At 71.2% G+C, this 19925-nt stretch carries 19 protein-coding genes; 17 read left to right on the top strand and 2 right to left on the bottom strand.

The annotated features are described in order from the left end of the window. Positions 1-50 precede the first annotated feature (50 nt). From MXD57_RS11445 to MXD57_RS11380, 14 genes are all read left to right on the top strand, one after another. Positions 51-959 (top strand): phosphatidylinositol mannoside acyltransferase, encoded by a 909-nt coding sequence (locus tag MXD57_RS11445; RefSeq protein WP_250401253.1) that lies wholly within the window; start codon positions 51-53, stop codon positions 957-959. Then, the gene (locus tag MXD57_RS11440; protein WP_250401252.1) at positions 956-2116 is read left to right on the top strand and encodes a glycosyltransferase family 4 protein; all 1161 of its coding nucleotides are present in this window, start codon (positions 956-958) and stop codon (positions 2114-2116) included. Before MXD57_RS11445 ends, MXD57_RS11440 begins: the two co-directional genes overlap by 4 nt. A 49-nt stretch (positions 2117-2165) precedes the next feature. Then, positions 2166-2708, top strand: a complete 543-nt coding sequence (locus MXD57_RS11435) for a hypothetical protein (protein WP_250401251.1) — start codon at positions 2166-2168, stop codon at positions 2706-2708. A gap of 127 nt (positions 2709-2835) precedes the next feature. Continuing rightward, positions 2836-3741 (top strand): pyridoxal 5'-phosphate synthase lyase subunit PdxS, encoded by a 906-nt coding sequence (pdxS, locus tag MXD57_RS11430; protein WP_308290703.1) that lies wholly within the window; start codon positions 2836-2838, stop codon positions 3739-3741. 13 nt (positions 3742-3754) lie between these two features. Further along, positions 3755-4360 carry a pyridoxal 5'-phosphate synthase glutaminase subunit PdxT gene (gene pdxT, locus MXD57_RS11425; protein WP_250401250.1) on the top strand — a complete coding sequence of 202 codons (606 nt, stop codon included), beginning with the start codon at positions 3755-3757 and terminating at the stop codon, positions 4358-4360. A 49-nt stretch (positions 4361-4409) separates the two neighbouring features. Beyond that, the gene (locus MXD57_RS11420) at positions 4410-5162 is read left to right on the top strand and encodes a YebC/PmpR family DNA-binding transcriptional regulator (RefSeq protein WP_250401249.1); all 753 of its coding nucleotides are present in this window, start codon (positions 4410-4412) and stop codon (positions 5160-5162) included. A gap of 136 nt (positions 5163-5298) precedes the next feature. Continuing rightward, the gene (gene ruvC, locus MXD57_RS11415) at positions 5299-5838 is read left to right on the top strand and encodes a crossover junction endodeoxyribonuclease RuvC (protein ID WP_250401248.1); all 540 of its coding nucleotides are present in this window, start codon (positions 5299-5301) and stop codon (positions 5836-5838) included. After that, positions 5835-6440 carry a Holliday junction branch migration protein RuvA gene (gene ruvA, locus MXD57_RS11410; RefSeq protein WP_250401247.1) on the top strand — a complete coding sequence of 202 codons (606 nt, stop codon included), beginning with the start codon at positions 5835-5837 and terminating at the stop codon, positions 6438-6440. The genes ruvC and ruvA overlap by 4 nt, the downstream gene beginning before the upstream one ends. A gap of 28 nt (positions 6441-6468) precedes the next feature. Beyond that, positions 6469-7539, top strand: a complete 1071-nt coding sequence (gene ruvB, locus MXD57_RS11405; protein WP_250401246.1) for a Holliday junction branch migration DNA helicase RuvB — start codon at positions 6469-6471, stop codon at positions 7537-7539. A 166-nt stretch (positions 7540-7705) separates the two neighbouring features. After that, positions 7706-8212 (top strand): preprotein translocase subunit YajC, encoded by a 507-nt coding sequence (gene yajC / locus MXD57_RS11400; protein ID WP_250401245.1) that lies wholly within the window; start codon positions 7706-7708, stop codon positions 8210-8212. A gap of 140 nt (positions 8213-8352) precedes the next feature. Further along, the gene (secD, locus tag MXD57_RS11395; protein ID WP_250401244.1) at positions 8353-10122 is read left to right on the top strand and encodes a protein translocase subunit SecD; all 1770 of its coding nucleotides are present in this window, start codon (positions 8353-8355) and stop codon (positions 10120-10122) included. 3 nt (positions 10123-10125) lie between these two features. Further along, the gene (secF, locus tag MXD57_RS11390) at positions 10126-11235 is read left to right on the top strand and encodes a protein translocase subunit SecF (RefSeq protein WP_250401243.1); all 1110 of its coding nucleotides are present in this window, start codon (positions 10126-10128) and stop codon (positions 11233-11235) included. Continuing rightward, complete coding sequence (locus tag MXD57_RS11385) at positions 11232-11780, top strand: adenine phosphoribosyltransferase (protein WP_250401242.1); 549 nt, start codon at positions 11232-11234, stop codon at positions 11778-11780. The genes secF and MXD57_RS11385 overlap by 4 nt, the downstream gene beginning before the upstream one ends. Before the next feature lie 244 nt (positions 11781-12024). Then, entirely contained in the window at positions 12025-14538 is a 2514-nt protein-coding gene (locus MXD57_RS11380; RefSeq protein ID WP_250401241.1) for a RelA/SpoT family protein, read from the top strand. Between the two features lie 92 nt (positions 14539-14630). Here the strand turns inward: MXD57_RS11380 and MXD57_RS11375 are convergent, their stop codons facing one another. Together MXD57_RS11375 and MXD57_RS11370 are read right to left on the bottom strand one after the other, a co-directional pair. After that, positions 14631-15860, bottom strand: coding sequence for a DUF349 domain-containing protein (locus MXD57_RS11375; protein ID WP_250401240.1), 1230 nt, complete (start codon positions 15858-15860; stop codon positions 14631-14633). Positions 15861-16013: 153 nt separating this feature from the next. Further along, complete coding sequence (locus MXD57_RS11370) at positions 16014-16847, bottom strand: peptidylprolyl isomerase (RefSeq protein ID WP_250401239.1); 834 nt, start codon at positions 16845-16847, stop codon at positions 16014-16016. A 180-nt stretch (positions 16848-17027) separates the two neighbouring features. On the opposite strand from MXD57_RS11370, the gene MXD57_RS11365 reads away from it, so the two are divergent. The 3 genes from MXD57_RS11365 to MXD57_RS11355 all read left to right on the top strand — a co-directional run bounded on the left by MXD57_RS11365 (position 17028) and on the right by MXD57_RS11355 (position 19875). Further along, positions 17028-17738: an MBL fold metallo-hydrolase gene (locus MXD57_RS11365; protein ID WP_250401238.1), complete on the top strand. Its 711-nt coding sequence runs from the start codon at positions 17028-17030 to the stop codon at positions 17736-17738. 12 nt (positions 17739-17750) lie between these two features. After that, complete coding sequence (gene hisS / locus MXD57_RS11360; protein WP_250401237.1) at positions 17751-19013, top strand: histidine--tRNA ligase; 1263 nt, start codon at positions 17751-17753, stop codon at positions 19011-19013. A 205-nt stretch (positions 19014-19218) separates the two neighbouring features. Continuing rightward, positions 19219-19875, top strand: coding sequence for a vitamin K epoxide reductase family protein (locus tag MXD57_RS11355; RefSeq protein WP_250401236.1), 657 nt, complete (start codon positions 19219-19221; stop codon positions 19873-19875). Positions 19876-19925 lie beyond the last annotated feature (50 nt).

Here is a 19925-nt window from a genome sequence, read left to right as displayed (position 1 = left end):
ACCTCCCACGCGGCCGGGGAGAACGCCTCCCAGGGGAGGGAGACGGCGAAGTGAGCACCGCCGACCGGCTCACCGACGCGCTCTACGGACTCGGCTGGAGCACCGTCAAAAGGCTCCCCGAACCCGTCGCGGTCCGTCTCGGCCGGACCGTCGCCGACCTCGCCTGGAAGCGGCGCGGCAAGGGCGTACAGCGCCTGGAGGCGAACTACGCGCGCGTGGTGCCCGACGCCGGCCCGGACCGGCTCGCCGAGCTCTCGCGCGCGGGCATGCGCTCCTACCTGCGCTACTGGATGGAGTCCTTCCGGCTCCCGGCCTGGAGCCCCGAGCGGGTCCGGGCCGGCTTCGAGGCCAAGGACCTGCACCACCTGACCGACGGCCTCGCCTCGGGGCGCGGCGTGATCCTGGCCCTGCCGCACCTGGCCAACTGGGACCTGGCCGGCGCCTGGGTCACCACCGAGCTGCGGACCCCGTTCACCACGGTCGCCGAGCGGCTGAAGCCCGAGACCCTCTACGACCGCTTCGTCGCCTACCGCGAGGGACTGGGCATGGAGGTGCTCCCGCACAGCGGCGGCTCGGCCTTCGGCACCCTGGCCCGGCGGCTGCGCGAGGGCGGCCTGGTCTGCCTGGTCGCCGACCGCGACCTGTCCGCGTCCGGCACCGAGGTGGACTTCTTCGGCGCCCGGGCCCGGATGCCCGCCGGACCGGCCCTGCTGGCCCAGCAGACCGGCGCGCTGCTGCTGCCCGTCACCCTCCGGTACGACGACTCCCCCGTCATGAAGGGCCGCGTGCATCCCCCGATCGAGGTACCGGAGACGGGGACGCGGGCCGAGAGGACGTCCGCCATGACACAGTCGCTCGCCGACGCCTTCGCCGCCGGGATCGCCGAGCACCCGGAGGACTGGCACATGCTCCAGCGCCTGTGGCTCGCCGACCTGGACCCCACGAAGGGACCCGCGTGAGAATCGGGATCGTCTGCCCGTACTCCTGGGACGTGCCCGGCGGCGTCCAGTTCCACATCCGCGACCTCGCCGAGTACTTCATCCGGCTCGGCCACGAGGTCTCCGTCCTGGCGCCCGCCGACGACGACACCCCGCTGCCGCCGTACGTCGTCTCGGCCGGTCGCGCGGTCCCGGTGCCGTACAACGGTTCGGTGGCCCGGCTGAACTTCGGCTTCCTGTCGGCCGCGCGCGTGCGCCGCTGGCTGCACGAGGGCGCGTTCGACGTGGTCCACATCCACGAGCCGACGTCGCCGTCGCTCGGCCTGCTGACCTGCTGGGCCGCGCAGGGCCCCATCGTGGCGACCTTCCACACGTCCAACCCCCGCTCGCGCGCGATGATCGCCGCGTACGCGATCCTGCAGGCCGCGCTGGAGAAGATCAGCGCGCGGATCGCGGTGAGCGAGTACGCCCGCCGCACCCTGGTCGAGCACCTGGGCGGGGACGCGGTGGTCATTCCCAACGGCGTCGACGTCGACTTCTTCGCGGAGGCCGAGCCCAGGGCGGAGTGGCAGGGCGACACCATCGGTTTCATCGGCCGCATCGACGAGCCCCGCAAGGGCCTGCCGGTACTGATGAGGGCGCTGCCGAAGATCCTGGCCGCCCGCCCGCGGACCCGGCTGCTGGTCGCGGGGCGCGGCGACGAGGAGGCGGCCGTCGAGGGCCTGCCGGCCGAACTGCGTTCGCGCGTGGAGTTCCTCGGCATGATCAGTGACGAGGACAAGGCCCGCTTCCTGCGCAGCGTCGACCTGTACGTCGCGCCCAACACCGGCGGCGAGAGCTTCGGCATCATCCTGGTCGAGGCGATGTCGGCGGGAGCCCCCGTCCTCGCCTCCGACCTGGACGCCTTCGTCCAGGTCCTCGACCAGGGCAAGGCCGGCGAGGTCTTCGCCAACGAGGACGCCGACGCGCTGGCGCGGGCCGCGGCCGACCTGCTGGCCGACCCGGAGCGACGGGCCGAGCTGCGGGACCGGGGCAGCGCGCACGTCCGCCGCTTCGACTGGTCGACGGTCGGCGCCGACATCCTGTCGGTGTACGAGACCGTCACGACCGGCACGTCGGCGGTGGCCACGGACGAGCGCCCGGGCCGGCGGTCCCGGTTCGGTCTGGCCCGGGACTGACCCGACGGGGGGCGACGGCACGGCCGCGGCGTCCCGATAGCCTTCGCCCGTGACCGCAACCCTCATCTGGATCCTGCTCGCGCTCGTCGCCGTCGGCGTCTACCTGAGCTGGACGGCCGGGCGGCTGGACCGGCTGCACGTGCGCATGGACGCCGCGCGGGCCGCGCTGGACGCCCAGCTTCTGCGCCGGGCCTCCGTGACCCAGGAACTCGCCACCTCGGGCGTCCTGGACCCGGCGGCCTCGATAGTGCTCTACGAGGCCGCGCACGCCGCCCGGCAGGCGGAGGAGGACCAGCGGGAGGTCGCGGAGAGCGAGCTGAGCCAGGCCCTGCGCGCCGTGTTCGAGGACCCGCGGCAGGTCGAGGTCGTCCGGGACGCCCCGGGCGGGGACGAGGCGGCCCGTGAGCTGGCCGAGGCGGTACGCCGGGTCCCCATGGCCCGCCGATTCCACAACGACGCCGTCGGTGCCGCCCGCCGGCTCCGCGAGCACCGCAAGGTGCGCTGGTTCCGGCTGGCCGGCCACGCCCCGTTCCCGCTGGCCTTCGAGATGGACGACGAGCCGCCCGCGGCCCTGGTGGAGCGGGCGGCCTGAGGCGGGCCCCGCGCCCCCGGCCGGGCAAAACGATCCACCGGGTCGCCATTGGCCCTTGCTGTGGACTGGTCGCCTCGCGTTTCCTCGTCGGTGCAGTCACACCCGTCTTCCTTCAGTGAGGTCACCCGTGTCCACCACCGACAACCAGGCTCCCGAGACCGGCACCGCCCGTGTGAAGCGCGGCATGGCCGAGCAGCTCAAGGGCGGCGTGATCATGGACGTCGTCACGCCGGAGCAGGCGAAGATCGCTGAGGACGCGGGCGCCGTCGCCGTCATGGCCCTGGAGCGGGTCCCGGCCGACATCCGCAAGGACGGCGGCGTGGCCCGCATGTCCGACCCCGACATGATCGAGGGCATCATCGAGGCCGTCTCGATCCCGGTCATGGCCAAGTCCCGCATCGGTCACTTCGTCGAGGCCCAGGTCCTGCAGTCCCTCGGTGTCGACTACATCGACGAGTCCGAGGTGCTCACCCCGGCCGACGAGGTCAACCACTCCGACAAGTGGTCCTTCACCACCCCCTTCGTCTGCGGTGCCACCAACCTGGGCGAGGCGCTGCGCCGCATCGCCGAGGGTGCCGCGATGATCCGCTCCAAGGGCGAGGCCGGCACCGGCAACGTCGTCGAGGCCGTCCGCCACCTGCGCCAGATCAAGAACGAGATCGCCCGCCTGCGCGGCTTCGACAACCACGAGCTGTACGCCGCGGCCAAGGAGCTGCGCGCCCCGTACGAGCTGGTCAAGGAAGTCGCCGAACTGGGCAAGCTCCCGGTGGTCCTCTTCTCCGCCGGCGGTGTGGCCACCCCGGCCGACGCCGCGCTGATGCGTCAGCTCGGAGCCGAGGGCGTCTTCGTCGGCTCCGGCATCTTCAAGTCCGGCGACCCGGCCAAGCGCGCCGCCGCCATCGTGAAGGCCACCACCTTCTACGACGACCCGAAGATCGTCGCCGACGCCTCCCGCAACCTCGGCGAGGCCATGGTCGGCATCAACTGCGACACCCTGCCCGAGACCGAGCGCTACGCCAACCGCGGCTGGTAAGGCGACACGGCACATGAGCACCCCCGTGATAGGCGTCCTGGCACTCCAGGGCGACGTGCGGGAGCACCTCACCGCCCTGGCCGCGGCCGACGCCGTGGCCAGGCCGGTGCGGCGCCCCGAGGAGCTCGCCGAGGTGGACGGCCTCGTCCTGCCCGGCGGCGAGTCCACCACCATCTCCAAGCTGGCCGTCCTCTTCGGAGTGATGGAACCCCTCCGCGCGCGCGTGCGCGGCGGCATGCCCGTCTACGGCACCTGCGCCGGCATGATCATGCTCGCCGACAAGATCCTCGACCCGCGCTCGGGCCAGGAGACCATCGGCGGCATCGACATGATCGTGCGCCGCAACGCCTTCGGACGGCAGAACGAGTCCTTCGAGGCAGCGGTCGACGTCCGGGGCGTCACGGGCGATCCTGTGGAGGGCGTCTTCATCCGCGCTCCCTGGGTGGAGTCCGTGGGCGCCGGGGCCGAAGTGCTCGCCGAGCACGAGGGACACATCGTCGCGGTCCGCCAGGGCAACGCGCTCGCCACGTCGTTCCACCCGGAACTGACCGGCGACCACCGCGTGCACGCGCTTTTCGTCGACATGGTGCGCGCCAACCGGACACCCGAGTCCTTGTAGGATCTCTGGAGTTCGTTGCAGAGATGGGTTACGCGAAGGAGACAGGCAGATGTCCGGCCACTCTAAATGGGCTACGACGAAGCACAAGAAGGCCGTGATCGACGCCAAGCGCGGCAAGCTCTTCGCGAAGCTGATCAAGAACATCGAGGTCGCGGCACGCATGGGCGGTGTCGACCTCGACGGCAACCCGACACTGTACGACGCCGTCCAGAAGGCCAAGAAGCAGTCGGTCCCCAACAAGAACATCGACTCCGCGATCAAGCGGGGCGGCGGCCTGGAGGCCGGCGGCGCCGACTACGAGACGATCATGTACGAGGGCTACGGCCCCAACGGTGTCGCGGTGCTCATCGAGTGCCTCACCGACAACCGCAACCGCGCCGCCTCCGACGTGCGCGTGGCCATGACCCGCAACGGCGGCAGCATGGCCGACCCGGGCTCGGTGTCCTACATGTTCAGCCGGAAGGGCGTCGTCATCGTCCCCAAGGGCGAGCTGACCGAGGACGACGTCCTCGGCGCCGTCCTGGACGCCGGTGCCGAGGAGGTCAACGACCTCGGCGAGACCTTCGAGGTCATCAGCGAGGCCACCGACCTGGTCGCGGTCCGCACCGCCCTGCAGGGAGCCGGGATCGACTACGACTCCGCCGACTCCAGCTTCGTGCCGTCCGTCCAGGTCGAGCTGGACGAGGAGGGCGCCAAGAAGATCTTCAAACTGATCGACGCGCTCGAGGACAGCGACGACGTGCAGAACGTCTTCGCCAACTTCGACGTCAGCGACGAGATCATGGAGAAGGTCGACGCGTAGCGCTGCCGTGCTGAGCGGTTCGGCGGGCCGGTGGGACACGTCCACCGGCCCGCCGCCGTTGTCACAGGCAGCGGTTAGCCTGGCGGCATCCGTGGATCACCTAGGCATCCGCGGATCACCACGGAGGGAGGGCGCGGTGCGCGTACTGGGGGTGGACCCCGGCCTGACCCGGTGCGGCGTCGGTGTCGTGGAAGGAGTGGCGGGCCGTCCGCTCACCATGATCGGCGTCGGTGTCGTACGGACGCCCGCGGACGCCGAGCTGGGGCACCGCCTGGTCGCCGTCGAGCGGGGCATCGAGGCCTGGCTGGACGAGCACCGGCCCGACTTCGTCGCCGTGGAGCGGGTGTTCAGCCAGCACAACGTGCGCACGGTGATGGGCACCGCCCAGGCCAGCGCGGTCGCCACGCTCTGTGCCGCGCGCCGGGGCATCCCGGTCGCGCTGCACACCCCCAGCGAGGTCAAGGCCGCCGTCACCGGCAGCGGACGCGCCGACAAGGCGCAGGTCGGTGCCATGGTCACCCGGCTGCTCCGGCTCCCCGCACCGCCCAGGCCGGCCGACGCGGCCGACGCCCTCGCCCTCGCCATCTGCCACATCTGGCGCGCCCCCGCGCAGAACCGACTCCAGCAGGCCGTGGCGCTGCACGCGGCCCACGCGAAGAAAGGCCGTACGGCATGATCGCCTTCCTCAGCGGCACCGTCGCCGCACTCGCCCCCGACGCGGCGGTGATCGAGGTGGGCGGCGTCGGCATGGCCGTCCAGTGCACGCCGAACACACTCTCCACGCTCCGCCTGGGCCGGCCCGCCAGACTGCACACGTCCCTGGTCGTCCGCGAGGACTCCCTGACGCTGTACGGCTTCGCCGACGACGACGAGCGCCAGGTCTTCGAGCTGCTCCAGACCGCCAGCGGGGTCGGACCGAGGCTCGCCCAGGCCATGCTCGCGGTGCACACGCCGGACGCGCTGCGCCGCGCCGTCGCCACCGCCGACGAGAAGGCACTCACCGCCGTGCCCGGCATCGGCAAGAAGGGTGCCCAGAAGCTGCTGCTCGAGCTGAAGGACCGCCTCGGCGCCCCGGTCGGCGCCCCCGCGGTGGGCGCGCCCGTCACCCAGGGCTGGCGCGACCAGTTGCACGCGGCCCTCATCGGTCTCGGGTACGCCACCCGCGAGGCCGACGAGGCCGTCGCCGCCGTGACCCCCCAGGCCGAGGCCGCGGGCGGCACCCCGCAGGTGGGTCAGCTGCTGAAGGCGGCTCTGCAGACCCTGAACCGCGCCCGCTGACCGACCACACCACCCCGAGGCACACCACATGAACTGGGACGACACGACCGACCCCACCGCCCCCGAGCGGCTGGTGGGCTCCGCCGCCGACGGGGAGGACCAGGCCGTCGAGGCGGCCCTGCGCCCCAAGGACCTCGACGAGTTCATCGGCCAGGAGAAGGTCCGCGAACAGCTCGACCTCGTCCTGCGCGCCGCACGCGCGCGCGGCGCCACCGCCGACCACGTGCTGCTCTCCGGCGCCCCCGGCCTCGGCAAGACCACCCTTTCGATGATCATCGCGGCCGAGATGGGCGCCCCCATCCGCATCACCTCCGGCCCCGCCATCCAGCACGCCGGCGATCTCGCCGCGATCCTCTCCTCGCTCCAGGAGGGCGAGGTCCTGTTCCTCGACGAGATCCACCGCATGTCCCGGCCCGCCGAGGAGATGCTGTACATGGCGATGGAGGACTTCCGTGTCGACGTCATCGTCGGCAAGGGCCCCGGCGCCACCGCCATCCCGCTGGAGCTGCCCCCGTTCACCCTGGTCGGCGCCACCACACGGGCGGGCCTGCTGCCGCCCCCGCTGCGCGACCGCTTCGGCTTCACCGCGCACATGGAGTTCTACGAGCCGCGCGAGCTGGAGCGCGTGGTGCACCGCTCGGCGAGCCTGCTCGACGTCGGCATCGAGCCGGACGGCGCCGCCGAGATCGCCGGCCGCTCCCGGGGCACGCCCCGCATCGCCAACCGCCTGCTGCGCCGCGTCCGGGACTACGCGCAGGTCAAGGCGGACGGTGTGGTCACCCGTGAGATCGCCGCGGCCGCCCTCGCCGTCTACGAAGTGGACGCCCGCGGCCTCGACCGCCTCGACCGGGCCGTGCTGGAGGCGCTGCTGAAGCTGTTCGGCGGGGGCCCGGTCGGCCTGTCCACGCTCGCCGTCGCGGTGGGGGAGGAACGCGAGACGGTCGAGGAGGTCGCCGAGCCCTTCCTGGTCCGGGAGGGACTGCTGGCCCGCACTCCGCGCGGCCGCGTCGGCACCCCGGCCGCCTGGGCGCACCTCGGTCTGACCCCGCCCCGCACGGTCACCGGGGGAAACGGACAACAGGACCTGTTCGGGGCGTGACGGCGAGGGCATTGGCGGGGGCAGGAACCCAGGTGCCATGCTGAGCGTTGTTCCATGCGCGCGGACTCGCTTAGACTCCGCCGATGCCGCCCTTGCGGGCGGCGCCGACCCACCCCCATCAACAGGCCGCTCTCACCGCGCGGTCGCGCGAAGGAAACCCCGTCCCGTGAATACCTTGACCCTTCTCCCGTTCATCGTGCTCATCGCGGCCATGTTCCTGATGACGCGCTCGGCCAAGAAGAAGCAGCAGCAGGCCGCGAACATGCGCAACGAGATGCAGCCCGGCTCCGGCGTCCGCACGATCGGGGGCATGTACGCGACGGTCAAGGAGGTCAGCGAGGACACGGTCCTCCTCGACGCCGGACCGGGCGTCGACCTCCTCTTCGCCAAGAACGCGATCGGCGCCGTCCTCACCGACGACGAGTACAACCGGATCGTCCACGGCATCGAGCACGACCTCAAGACCGACGCCGACGTCGTCCCGGACGACGCCTCCTCCCTCACCGAGACCGGCGAGACCGACGCGCCCGCCGCTGCCGCCGCCTCCGGCGACAAGGCCGTCGACTTCGGTAAGAAGGACGTCGCCGAGGACGGGACCGACGCCGCCGAGGTCGCCGAGGCCAGGACGGACGAAGAGCCGAAGAAGACCGACGGCGACTCCGAGGCGAAGTAGGCACGTCCCGGGGTGCGCGGCGCGGCCCGGCCGCGTCCCGCGCACCCCGGGCGCCCCTGTTCGCCGCACGGAGCCCGACACCATGTCATGGCCGACCGCGCCGACCTGGCGCGGGGCGGCCCGAGAGGGAGTACGAGAAGGTGGCAGCACCTAAGAGGGGCCGGAGCGGGAGCGCCCAGAGCAAGCCAGGGCGCTCGCTGGCCCTCATTTTGATCGCCATCGTGGCGCTCACCGGGGGGATGTTCCTCTCCGGGCACACGACACCGCGCCTCGGCATCGACCTCGCCGGTGGTACGAGCATCACGCTCAAGGCGAAGGCCGACCAGGGGTCCGCGATCAACCAGGCCAACATGGACACCGCGGTCGACATCATGAACCGCCGTGTCAACGGTCTGGGCGTCTCCGAGGCGGAGGTGCAGACCCAGGGGCGCGATCACATCATCGTGAACATCCCCAAGGGCACCAACTCCAAGGAGGCCCAGCAGCAGGTCGGCACCACCGCCAAGCTGTACTTCCGCCCGGTGCTCGCCAGCGAGCCCAGCGGCGCCACCCCGGCGAACCCCTCGCCGAGCGCGTCCTCCAGCGGCGGCGCCTCCCCGAGCCCGTCGGGCTCCGCCAAGGAGAAGGCGTCCTCGTCCTCCTCCGCCTCCCCGTCGGCCTCCGCGACCTCGCAGGGCCGCGCCGTCACCGACGCGCTCAAGGCCGACGCCTCGCCGTCGGCCTCCCCGAGCGCCTCGTCCGGCGCCGAGACCTCCGCCAGCCCGTCCGCCCCGGCCACGGGCACCCCGGACACCAGCAAGCTGCAGGCCCAGTACACGGCCCTGAACTGCGCCAAGCCCGCCGAGCGCGCCAAGGCCGGCACCAACGCCAAGCCCGGTGAGCCCACCGTGGCCTGCGGCCAGCGGGACAAGGTCTGGTACAAGTACCTGCTCGGCCCGGCCGGCGTGGACGGCACCGAGGTCAAGAAGGCCCAGGCGGTCTTCGACACCCAGGGCGGCTCCGGCTGGCAGGTCCAGATGACCTTCACCAAGGCCGGGTCCAGCAAGTTCGCGGACATCACCGGCGAGCTGGCCAAGAACCAGAGCCCGCAGAACGAGTTCGGCATCGTCCTCGACGGCGAGGTCGTCTCCAGCCCGTACGTGCAGAACGCCATCACCGGCGGCCAGGCGGAGATCTCCGGCAGCTTCACGCAGGACGAGGCGCAGAGTCTCGCGAACATGCTGTCCTACGGCGCGCTCCCGCTCTCGTTCAGCGAGGACACCGTCACCACGGTGACCGCCGCGCTGGGCGGCGAACAGCTCCGCGCGGGCCTGATCGCCGGCGCGATCGGCCTCGCCCTGGTCGTGATCTACCTGATCGCCTACTACCGCGGTCTCTCGCTCGTGGCCATGGCGTCCCTGCTGGTCTCCGCCATCCTCACCTACGTGATCATGGCGCTGCTCGGCCCGGCCATCGGCTTCGCGCTGAACCTCCCGGCCGTCTGCGGTGCCATCGTCGCCATCGGTATCACCGCGGACTCGTTCATCGTGTACTTCGAACGCATCCGGGACGAGATCCGTGAGGGCCGCTCGCTGCGCCCCGCCGTCGAGCGGGCCTGGCCGCGAGCCCGGCGCACCATCATGGTCTCCGACTTCGTGTCGTTCCTCGCCGCCGCCGTGCTGTTCATCGTGACCGTGGGCAAGGTGCAGGGCTTCGCGTTCACGCTCGGCCTGACCACCGTGCTCGACGTGGTCGTCGTCTTCCTGTTCACCAAGCCGCTGATGACGCTGCTGGCCCGCCGCAAGTTCTTCGCGAACGGCCACAAGTGGTCCGGCCTCGACCCGAAGAGCCTGGGTGCCAAGCCGCCGCTGCGCCGCACCCGCCGTCCCGCCGGTCCCGCCGCCGGCCCTGTCGACCCGAAGGAGGCGTGAGCGATGTCGAAACTCGGCAACCTCGGCGCTCGACTGCACCGCGGCGAGATCAGCTACGACTTCATCGGCAAGCGCAAGATCTGGTACGGCGTCTCCATCCTGATCACCATCACGGCCATCGTCGGCCTGGCGGTGCGCGGCCTGAACATGGGCATCGAGTTCCAGGGCGGCGCGGTCTTCACGACACCGACGAAGATGAGCACGTCGGTGGCCCAGGCGGAGGAGTTCGCGACGAGCGCCTCCGGCCACGAGGCCGTCGTGCAGAAGCTCGGCAACGGCAGCCTGCGCATCCAGATCGCCGGCATCGACACCGACAAGTCCGGCGAGATCAGGCAGACGCTGGCCAAGGACCTGAACCTCGATCCGGAGAAGCTCAACGCCGACCTGGTCGGCCCGAGCTGGGGCGAGCAGATCGCCAGCAAGGCCTGGCAGGGCCTGGCGATCTTCATGGTGCTCGTCGTGATCTACCTGGCGATCGCCTTCGAGTGGCGCATGGCCATCGCGGCCCTCATCGCGCTGATCCACGACATCACGATCACGACCGGCATCTACGCCCTGGTCGGCTTCGAGGTCACGCCCGGCACGGTCATCGGTCTGCTGACGATCCTCGGTTACTCGCTCTACGACACGGTCGTCGTCTTCGACAGCCTCAAGGAGCAGACGAAGGACATCACGAAGCAGACCCGCTTCACCTACAGCGACATCGCCAACCAGTCGATCAACGGCACGCTGGTCCGCTCCATCAACACCACCGTGGTCGCCCTGCTTCCGGTCGCCGGCCTGCTGTTCATCGGCGGCGGATTCCTCGGGGCGGGCACCCTGAACGACATCTCGCTGTCGCTGTTCGTCGGCCTCGCGGCCGGCGCGTACTCCTCGATCTTCATCGCCACCCCGCTCGTCGCCGACCTCAAGGAGCGCGAGCCGGCGATGCGGGCCCTGCGCAAGCGCGTCATGGCCAAGCGCGCGCAGGCCGCCGCGGGCGAGGACGTCGTGGCGGGCCGGTCCGGCGAGGGAGACGGGAACGAGGAGGCGGCACCCGCCGTGGTGGGTCCCCGCAACCAGCCCGCCGCCCGCAACCGGGGCCGCGGCCGACCCTCCGGGAAGCGCCGATGACCGAGCTCGCCGACATCACGCCGCTGCTGCTCAGCCGCATCCGGGACGTGGCCGACCACCCCGAGCCCGGCGTGATGTTCAAGGACATCACTCCGCTGCTCGCGGATCCCGCCGCGTTCTCCGCGCTGACCGGGGCCCTCGCCCAGGTCGCCGCCGAGACCGGCGCCACCAAGGTCGTCGGCCTGGAGGCCCGGGGCTTCATCCTGGGCGCACCGGTCGCGGTCCGCGCGGGCCTCGGTTTCATCCCGGTCCGCAAGGCGGGCAAGCTGCCGGGCGCGACGCTGCGCCAGGCGTACGACCTGGAGTACGGCTCGGCGGAGATCGAGGTGCACGCGGAGGACCTGGCGTCCGGCGACCGTGTCCTGATCGTCGACGACGTGCTGGCCACCGGCGGCACCGCCGAGGCCGCCATCCAGCTCATCCAGCGGGCCGGCGCCGAGGTCTCGGGGCTCGCGGTCCTCATGGAGCTGGGCTTCCTCGGCGGACGGGACCGCCTGGAGGCAGCGCTCGGCCAGGCACCGCTGACGGCGCTGCTGCGGATCTGACGCCGCTCCACCGGCAACGGCCGCCCCCCGGTACCTCCGGGGGGCGGCCGTTCGCCGTGCGGCCACCGGCCGGACCTCCCGGACACCGCTCCCCGTCACCACCGCGGAATCCCGGGGGAGTCCCTCGCGTTGCACGGGTAGACGGTTCTCACAGCCGCCTGCGGGCGATGACACGGCACAGGATGGCTACCATGGGGTTTCCGGAGCCTGACCGGGGGACCCGGATCGCGCACGAGGAGTCCTCTTGCCAGACGAGGCCCAGCCACTGACCGCCGCCAAGCCCGAGCCCGCCTCGGCGCCCGCGGCCAAGCCCGCGCGGAACGTGCCGTCCGCCAAGAACGACACCCGCGGGACGGTCGAGCACGCCCAGTCCGCGCCCGTCGAGAAGACGCCCGAGGCCACCCGCCCCAAACCGGCCCCGCCCGTGCGCTCCGCCGCCGGCCAGCCCGCCCGTACCGGCTCCTCCAACCGCGTCCGCGCCCGCCTCGCCCGCCTCGGCGTCCAGCGCGCGAACCCGTACAACCCGGTCCTGGAGCCGCTGCTGCGGATAGTGCGCAGCAACGACCCCAAGATCGAGAACGCCACGCTGCGCCAGATCGAGCGGGCCTACCAGGTCGCCGAGCGCTGGCACCGGGGGCAGAAGCGCAAGAGCGGCGATCCGTACATCACGCATCCGCTCGCCGTCACCACCATCCTCGCCGAGCTGGGCATGGACCCGGCCACCCTCATGGCGGGGCTGCTGCACGACACCGTCGAGGACACCGAGTACGGCCTGGAGGACCTGCGCCGGGACTTCGGCGACGTGGTCGCCCTGCTCGTCGACGGCGTCACCAAGCTGGACAAGGTCAAGTTCGGCGAGGCCGCGCAGGCCGAGACCGTGCGCAAGATGGTCGTGGCGATGGCGAAGGACCCGCGCGTCCTGGTCATCAAGCTCGCCGACCGGCTGCACAACATGCGCACCATGCGCTACCTCAAGCGCGAGAAGCAGGAGAAGAAGGCCCGGGAGACCCTCGAGATCTACGCCCCGCTGGCGCACCGGCTGGGCATGAACACCATCAAGTGGGAGCTGGAGGACCTCGCCTTCGCGATCCTCTACCCCAAGATGTACGACGAGATCGTGCGGCTGGTGGCCGAGCGGGCGCCGAAGCGGGACGAGTACCTCGCCATAGTGACCGACGAGGTCCAGTCCGATCTGCGCGCCGCCCGCATCAAGGCGACCGTCACCGGCCGCCCCAAGCACTACTACAGCGTCTACCAGAAGATGATCGTCCGCGGCCGTGACTTCGCGGAGATCTACGACCTGGTGGGGATTCGTGTACTCGTCGACACGGTCCGGGACTGCTACGCGGCCCTGGGCACCGTGCACGCGCGGTGGAACCCGGTGCCCGGCCGGTTCAAGGACTACATCGCGATGCCGAAGTTCAACATGTACCAGTCGCTGCACACGACGGTCATCGGGCCCAACGGCAAGCCCGTCGAGCTGCAGATCCGCACCTTCGACATGCACCGGCGCGCCGAGTACGGCATCGCGGCGCACTGGAAGTACAAGCAGGAGGCCGTCGCCGGCGCCTCCAAGGTCCGCACCGACGTGCCCAAGGCGGGCAAGGGCAAGGACGACCACCTCAACGACATGGCGTGGCTGCGCCAGCTGCTCGACTGGCAGAAGGAGACCGAGGACCCCGGCGAGTTCCTGGAGTCCCTGCGCTTCGACCTCTCCCGCAACGAGGTCTTCGTCTTCACACCGAAGGGCGACGTCATCGCCCTCCCGGCCGGGGCGACACCGGTGGACTTCGCGTACGCCGTCCACACCGAGGTCGGCCACCGCACCATAGGAGCACGGGTCAACGGCCGGCTCGTACCGCTGGAGTCCACCCTGGACAACGGCGACCTGGTGGAGGTCTTCACCTCCAAGGCGCCCGGCGCCGGGCCGTCCCGGGACTGGCTGGGGTTCGTCAAGTCCCCGCGCGCCCGCAACAAGATCCGGGCCTGGTTCTCCAAGGAGCGCCGCGACGAGGCCATCGAGCAGGGCAAGGACGCCATCGTGCGGGCCATGCGCAAGCAGAACCTGCCCATCCAGCGCATCCTCACCGGCGACTCGCTGGTCACGCTCGCGCACGAGATGCGGTACTCGGACATCTCCGCGCTCTACGCGGCGATCGGCGAGGGCCATGTCTCCGCGCAGAACATCGTCCAGAAGCTGGTGCAGGCCCTCGGCGGCGAGGAGGCCGCCACCGAGGAGATCGACGAGACGGTACCGCCGGCCCGCGGCCGCAGCCGCAAGCGGCGCTCCAGCGCCGACCCGGGTGTCGTCGTCAAGGGCGTCGACGACGTGTGGGTCAAGCTGGCCCGCTGCTGCACGCCCGTGCCCGGCGACCCGATCATCGGCTTCGTCACGCGCGGCAGCGGTGTGTCGGTCCACCGCAGCGACTGCGTGAACGTGGAGTCGCTGTCCCGCGAGCCGGAGCGCATCCTCGACGTCGAGTGGGCGCCCACCCAGTCCTCGGTCTTCCTGGTCGCCATCCAGGTCGAGGCGCTGGACCGCTCCCGGCTGCTGTCGGACGTCACCCGGGTCCTGTCCGACCAGCACGTCAACATCCTGTCCGCGGCGGTGCAGACGTCCCGCGACCGGGTGGCCACCTCCCGCTTCACCTTCGAGATGGGCGACCCCAAGCACCTCGGCCACGTCCTCAAGGCCGTACGGGGCGTGGAGGGCGTGTACGACGTCTACCGCGTGACCTCGGCACGCAGCCGGGCCTGACGGCACGCAGCCGCGCCCGGCGCACGGGGCCAGGACACACGAGAGGGCCCCATACGCCTGTATGGGGCCCTCTCGTACGCGCGGTGGGGAACTCAGCCGCCGAACTCCTGCAGGCCCTTCAGAGCCTGGTCCAGGAGCGCCTGACGCCCTTCCAGCTCCCGCTCCAGCTTGTCCGCCCTGGCGCCGTTGCCCTGGGCGCGGGCCTGCTCGATCTGCGCCCGCAGCTTGTCCACGGCGGCCTGGAGCTGACCGGTCAGACCCGCGGCACGCGCGCGTGCCTCCGGGTTCGTCCGGCGCCACTCGGCCTCCTCGGCCTCCTGCAGCGCCCGCTCGACCGCGTGCATCCGGCCCTCGACCTTCGGACGCGCGTCCCGCGGGACGTGGCCGATGGCCTCCCAGCGCTCGTTGATCGAGCGGAAGGCGGCCCGCGAGCCCTTGAGGTCCGAGACCGGCAGGAGCTTCTCGGCCTCCTCGGCCAGCTCCTCCTTCAGCTTCAGGTTCTCGGCCTGCTCCGCGTCCCGCTCGGCGAAGACCGAGCTGCGGGCCGCGAAGAACACGTCCTGGGCGCCGCGGAAGCGGTTCCACAGATCGTCCTCGTGCTCGCGCTGGGCGCGGCCCGCGGCCTTCCACTCCGTCATCAGGTCGCGGTAGCGGGCCGCCGTCACACCCCAGTCCGTCGAACCGGACAGCGCCTCGGCCTCGGAGACCAGCCGCTCCTTGGTCCGGCGGGCCTCCTCGCGCTGCGCGTCGAGCTGCGCGAAGTGCGCCTTGCGCCGCTTGGAGAACGCCGACCGGGCGTGCGAGAAGCGGTGCCACAGTTCGTCGTCCGACTTGCGGTCGAGCCGCGGCAGGCCCTTCCAGGTGTCCACCAGGGCGCGCAGCCGCTCGCCGGCCGCCCGCCACTGGTCGGACTGCGCGAGCTGCTCCGCCTCGGCGACCAGTTCCTCCTTGGCCCTGCGGGCCTCGTCGGACTGCTTCGCCCGCTGCGCCTTGCGCTCCTCGCGCCGGGCCTCGACCGTCTCCACGAGCTTGTCGAGCCGGGTCCGCAGCGCGTCGAGGTCGCCCACCGCGTGGTGCGCGTCCACCTGCTCGCGCAGGTGGTCGATCGCGGTCCGGGCGTCCTTCGCCGACAGGTCGGTGGTCTTGACTCGCTTCTCGAGGAGGCCGATCTCGACAACCAGGCCCTCGTACTTGCGCTCGAAGTAGGCAAGCGCCTCCTCAGGGGAGCCGGCCGCCCAGGAACCGACGACCTGCTCGCCGTCGGCCGTACGCACGTACACGGTCCCCGTCTCGTCGACGCGGCCCCACGGGTCGCTGCTCACAGCGCCTCCTCCACATGATGCCTGCGAGGGGCCTCAGCGCCCCGGGCATCGTCCACAGTTTCGTCACGGCCAACATAGGCGACCGGCGGGTGACCTGTCCGCATCCAGCGCGGGCGAAATTGCGCTGGCGGCCGCTCCGGGTGCCCCGCCCGGTCAGGACTTGGTGACCGTCGCCTTGTCGATCACGACCGTCGCGTTCGGCGCGGTGTTCCCGGTGGTCGGGTCGGCCGCCTGGGCGCCCGCCGCGGCGATCTTCTCGAGCACCTTCATGCCCGACTCGGTGATCGTCCCGAACGGCGTGTAGCTGGGCGGCAGCGGGCTGTCCTTGTAGACCAGGAAGAACTGGCTGCCGCCGGTGTGCTTCTGCCCCGTGTTGGCCATCGCCACCGTGCCGGCCGGGTACGTGTTGCCCTTCAGGCTCTTGTCCTTGAGGTTCTCGTCCGGGATCGTGTAGCCCGGTCCGCCGCTGCCGGTGGCCGTCGGGTCGCCGCACTGCAGCACGAAGATTCCCTCGGCGGTGAGCCGGTGGCACTTGGTGTGGTCGAAGAAGCCCTTGCCCGCCAGGAAGTCGAACGAGTTCACCGTGTGCGGGGCCGCCGACGCCTTCAGCGACATGTCGATGTCACCGCACGTCGTCGCGAGCCTCATCGTGTACTTCGCCGACGTGTCGATCGTCATCGCCGGCTCCTTCTTCCAGCTCAGCTTCTTCACCGAGCCCGCCGCGGGCTTCCCGCACGGGTCCGGCGCCTTGCTGCTCGGCGCGGCGCTCGGCGAGACGTCCGCGCCGGCACTGGTCTTCTTGTCGTCGTCGTTCTTCAGCACACCGGTCGTGTACAGCGCGACGCTGCCGATCACGACCACGCCGAGCACCGACGCGATCACGGAGTTGCGCACGCGTGCCTTGCGTCGCGCGCTGGTGCGCCGCTGCTGCTGCCGCAAGAACTTCTCCCGGGCGAGCTGACGCCGCCGCTGCTCCTGGCTGACCACCGGGTTCTCTCCTCATGCGTGTCGTGTTGCCGACGGTACGCGAGCGGCCCGTGAGCCGACGGCCGCGTGTAGCCCCGTACCGTATATGGGTTCGCTGAGGAATCGGCAGCGCCGGTAGGCTTCGGGACCACAGGCGGCCTGCTCGCAGGCCCTCCCGTATCGACACAACGAAGGACGATCGTGCTCATTGCCGGGTTCCCCGCCGGGGCCTGGGGGACGAACTGTTATCTCGTCGCCCCCGCCGCCGGTGAGGAGTGCGTGATCATCGACCCGGGCCACCAGGCCGCCGACGGAGTCGAGGAAGCGCTGAAGAAGCATCGGCTCAAGCCCGTCGCCGTCGTCCTCACCCACGGCCACATCGATCACGTGGCCTCGGTCGTCCCCGTGTGCGGCGCGCACGACGTACCGGCCTGGATCCACCCGAGCGACCGGTACATGATGAGCGACCCCGAGAAGGCGCTCGGCCGTTCCTTCGGCATGCCGCTCATGGGCGAGCTGACCGTGGGCGAGCCGGACGACGTCCGGGAGCTGACCGAGGGCGCGCGGCTGGACCTGGCCGGCCTCACGTTCTCCGTCGCGCACGCGCCGGGCCATACCAAGGGGTCGGTGACCTTCCGGATGCCCGAGACGGCGGACGTCCCGCCGGTCCTCTTCTCCGGGGATCTGCTGTTCGCCGGCTCCGTCGGACGCACCGATCTTCCGGGTGGCTCCACGGAGGACCTGCTCGAGTCGCTGGCCCGCGTGTGCCTGCCGCTCGAGGACTCCACCGTGGTGCTGTCCGGCCACGGCCCCCAGACGACCATCGGCCGGGAGCGCGCCACCAACCCCTATCTGCGGCAGGTGGCGGCCGCCGGCCAGGGAGCCCCCCGGGCTCCCCGACGAGGAATGTGACGAGATACTTCCGTGAGCACCTTCCAGGCCCCCAAGGGCACCTACGACCTGATCCCGCCGGACTCCGCCACCTACCTGGCGGTCCGGGAGGCGATCGCGGCCCCCCTGCGCGACTCCGGCTACGGCTACGTCGAGACCCCCGGCTTCGAGAACGTCGAGCTGTTCGCGCGCGGTGTCGGCGAGTCCACCGACATCGTCACCAAGGAGATGTACGCCTTCGAGACCAAGGGCGGCGACCGCCTCGCCCTGCGCCCCGAGGGCACCGCCTCCGTGCTCCGCGCCGCGCTGGAGGCCAACCTGCACAAGGCGGGCAACCTCCCGGTCAAGCTCTGGTACTCCGGCTCCTACTACCGCTACGAGCGCCCGCAGAAGGGCCGCTACCGGCACTTCTCCCAGGTCGGCGCCGAGGCGATCGGCGCCGAGGACCCCGCGCTGGACGCCGAGCTGATCATCCTGGCCGACCAGGCCTACCGCTCGCTGGGCCTGCGCGACTTCCGCATCCTGCTGAACAGCCTGGGCGACCAGGAGTGCCGGCCGGTGTACCGGGCCGCGCTGCAGGAGTTCCTGCGCGCCCTGGACCTGGACGAGGACACCCGCCGCCGCGTCGAGATCAACCCGCTCCGGGTCCTCGACGACAAGCGCGAGTCGGTGCAGAAGCAGCTGACCGGTGCCCCGCTGCTGCGCGACTACCTCTGCGACGCCTGCAAGGCGTACCACGAGGAGGTCCGCGAACTGCTCACCGCGGCGGGCGTGGCCTTCGAGAACGACCCGAAGCTGGTCCGCGGCCTGGACTACTACACCCGGACCACCTTCGAGTTCGTGCACGACGGCCTGGGCTCCCAGTCCGCGGTCGGCGGCGGCGGCCGCTACGACGGCCTGTCGGAGATGATCGGCGGTCCCGCGCTGCCGTCCGTGGGCTGGGCCCTGGGCGTCGACCGCACGGTCCTCGCCCTGGAGGCCGAGGGGATCACGCTCGACCTGCCGGCCACGACCAGCGTCTACGCCGTCCCGCTCGGCGAGGAGGCCCGCAGGGTCCTGTTCGCGAAGGTCACCGAGCTGCGCAGGACCGGCATCGCGGCGGACTTCGCCTACGGCGGCAAGGGTCTGAAGGGTGCCATGAAGAACGCCAACCGCAGCGGCGCCCGGTACGCGGTCGTCGCCGGTGAACGGGATCTCGCCGAGGGCGTCGTGCAGCTCAAGGACATGGAGTCCGGCGAGCAGACCGCCGTCGGCGTGAACGAGATCGTGGCGGAACTGGAGTCACGGCTCGGCTGAGCACCCGCGCGCGTGGGTGCCGGAAACCCCCGACCGGGGTGTCCGGCGCCGCGCCGCGGGCGGCACGGCCCCTGGCCGGAACCGAACGGACGGGACCGGTCATACGTACATGCTTATGCGGAGCGAACGGCCAACCCCCGCGTATGTACGGCAGAATGAGGCTTGCCCGAAGAAGGACCACCTCTCGAGTGACGGAATCGGCGTGATGAGCAAGACGACAGTCAAGGACGTCTCCAGCGAGCCCGGGTCCGGGCGGATCGCCGGCGCGCCACGCGCGGTGGGCGGCAGCCGGGCCTTCGCCATCCTGCTGGTGATCACCGGCGCCGCCGGGCTGCTGGCCGCCTGGGTCATCACCGTCGACAAGTTCAAGATCCTCGAGGCCAAGGTCGCGGGCAAGACGTTCACCCCCGGCTGCAGCCTCAACCCGGTCGTGTCGTGCGGCAGCGTCATGGAGAGCAAGCAGGCCGCGGCCTTCGGCTTCCCCAACCCGATGCTCGGCCTGGTCTGCTACGGCATCGTCGTCTGCGTCGGCATGAGCCTGCTGGCAGGCGCCCGCTTCCCGCGCTGGTACTGGCTGACCTTCAACGTCGGCACGCTCTTCGGCGTGGCCTTCTGCACCTGGCTGCAGTTCCAGTCCCTGTACCGGATCAACGCGCTCTGCCTGTGGTGCTCGCTGGCCTGGGTCGCCACGATCGTCATGTTCTGGTACGTGACCTCGTTCAACGTGCGCAACGACTTCCTGCCGGCCCCGCGCTGGCTGAAGTCCTTCTTCGGCGAGTTCACCTGGGTCGTACCGGTCATGCACGTCGGCGCCATCGGCATGCTGGTGCTCACCCGGTGGTGGGACTTCTGGACGAGCTGACGGACGGCTGACCGCCCGCGCCGGACTGTCGGTGCGGTGTTCTAGGGTTT

It is taken from the genome of Streptomyces cellostaticus, assembly GCF_023630175.1.
GTDB lineage: Bacteria > Actinomycetota > Actinomycetes > Streptomycetales > Streptomycetaceae > Streptomyces > Streptomyces cellostaticus_A.
This window is presented reverse-complemented; position numbering and strand designations above follow the sequence as displayed.

What these genes read in the sequence shown, in the direction of transcription:
- pdxT (WP_250401250.1), top strand. Translation starts at nt 3,755, where the DNA reads ATGAGCACCCCCGTGATAGGCGTCCTGGCACTCCAGGGCGACGTGCGG.
- MXD57_RS11420 (WP_250401249.1), top strand. Translation starts at nt 4,410, where the DNA reads ATGTCCGGCCACTCTAAATGGGCTACGACGAAGCACAAGAAGGCCGTG.
- ruvA (WP_250401247.1), top strand. Translation starts at nt 5,835, where the DNA reads ATGATCGCCTTCCTCAGCGGCACCGTCGCCGCACTCGCCCCCGACGCG.
- ruvB (WP_250401246.1), top strand. Translation starts at nt 6,469, where the DNA reads ATGAACTGGGACGACACGACCGACCCCACCGCCCCCGAGCGGCTGGTG.
- secF (WP_250401243.1), top strand. Translation starts at nt 10,126, where the DNA reads ATGTCGAAACTCGGCAACCTCGGCGCTCGACTGCACCGCGGCGAGATC.
- MXD57_RS11385 (WP_250401242.1), top strand. Translation starts at nt 11,232, where the DNA reads ATGACCGAGCTCGCCGACATCACGCCGCTGCTGCTCAGCCGCATCCGG.
- MXD57_RS11355 (WP_250401236.1), top strand. Translation starts at nt 19,219, where the DNA reads ATGAGCAAGACGACAGTCAAGGACGTCTCCAGCGAGCCCGGGTCCGGG.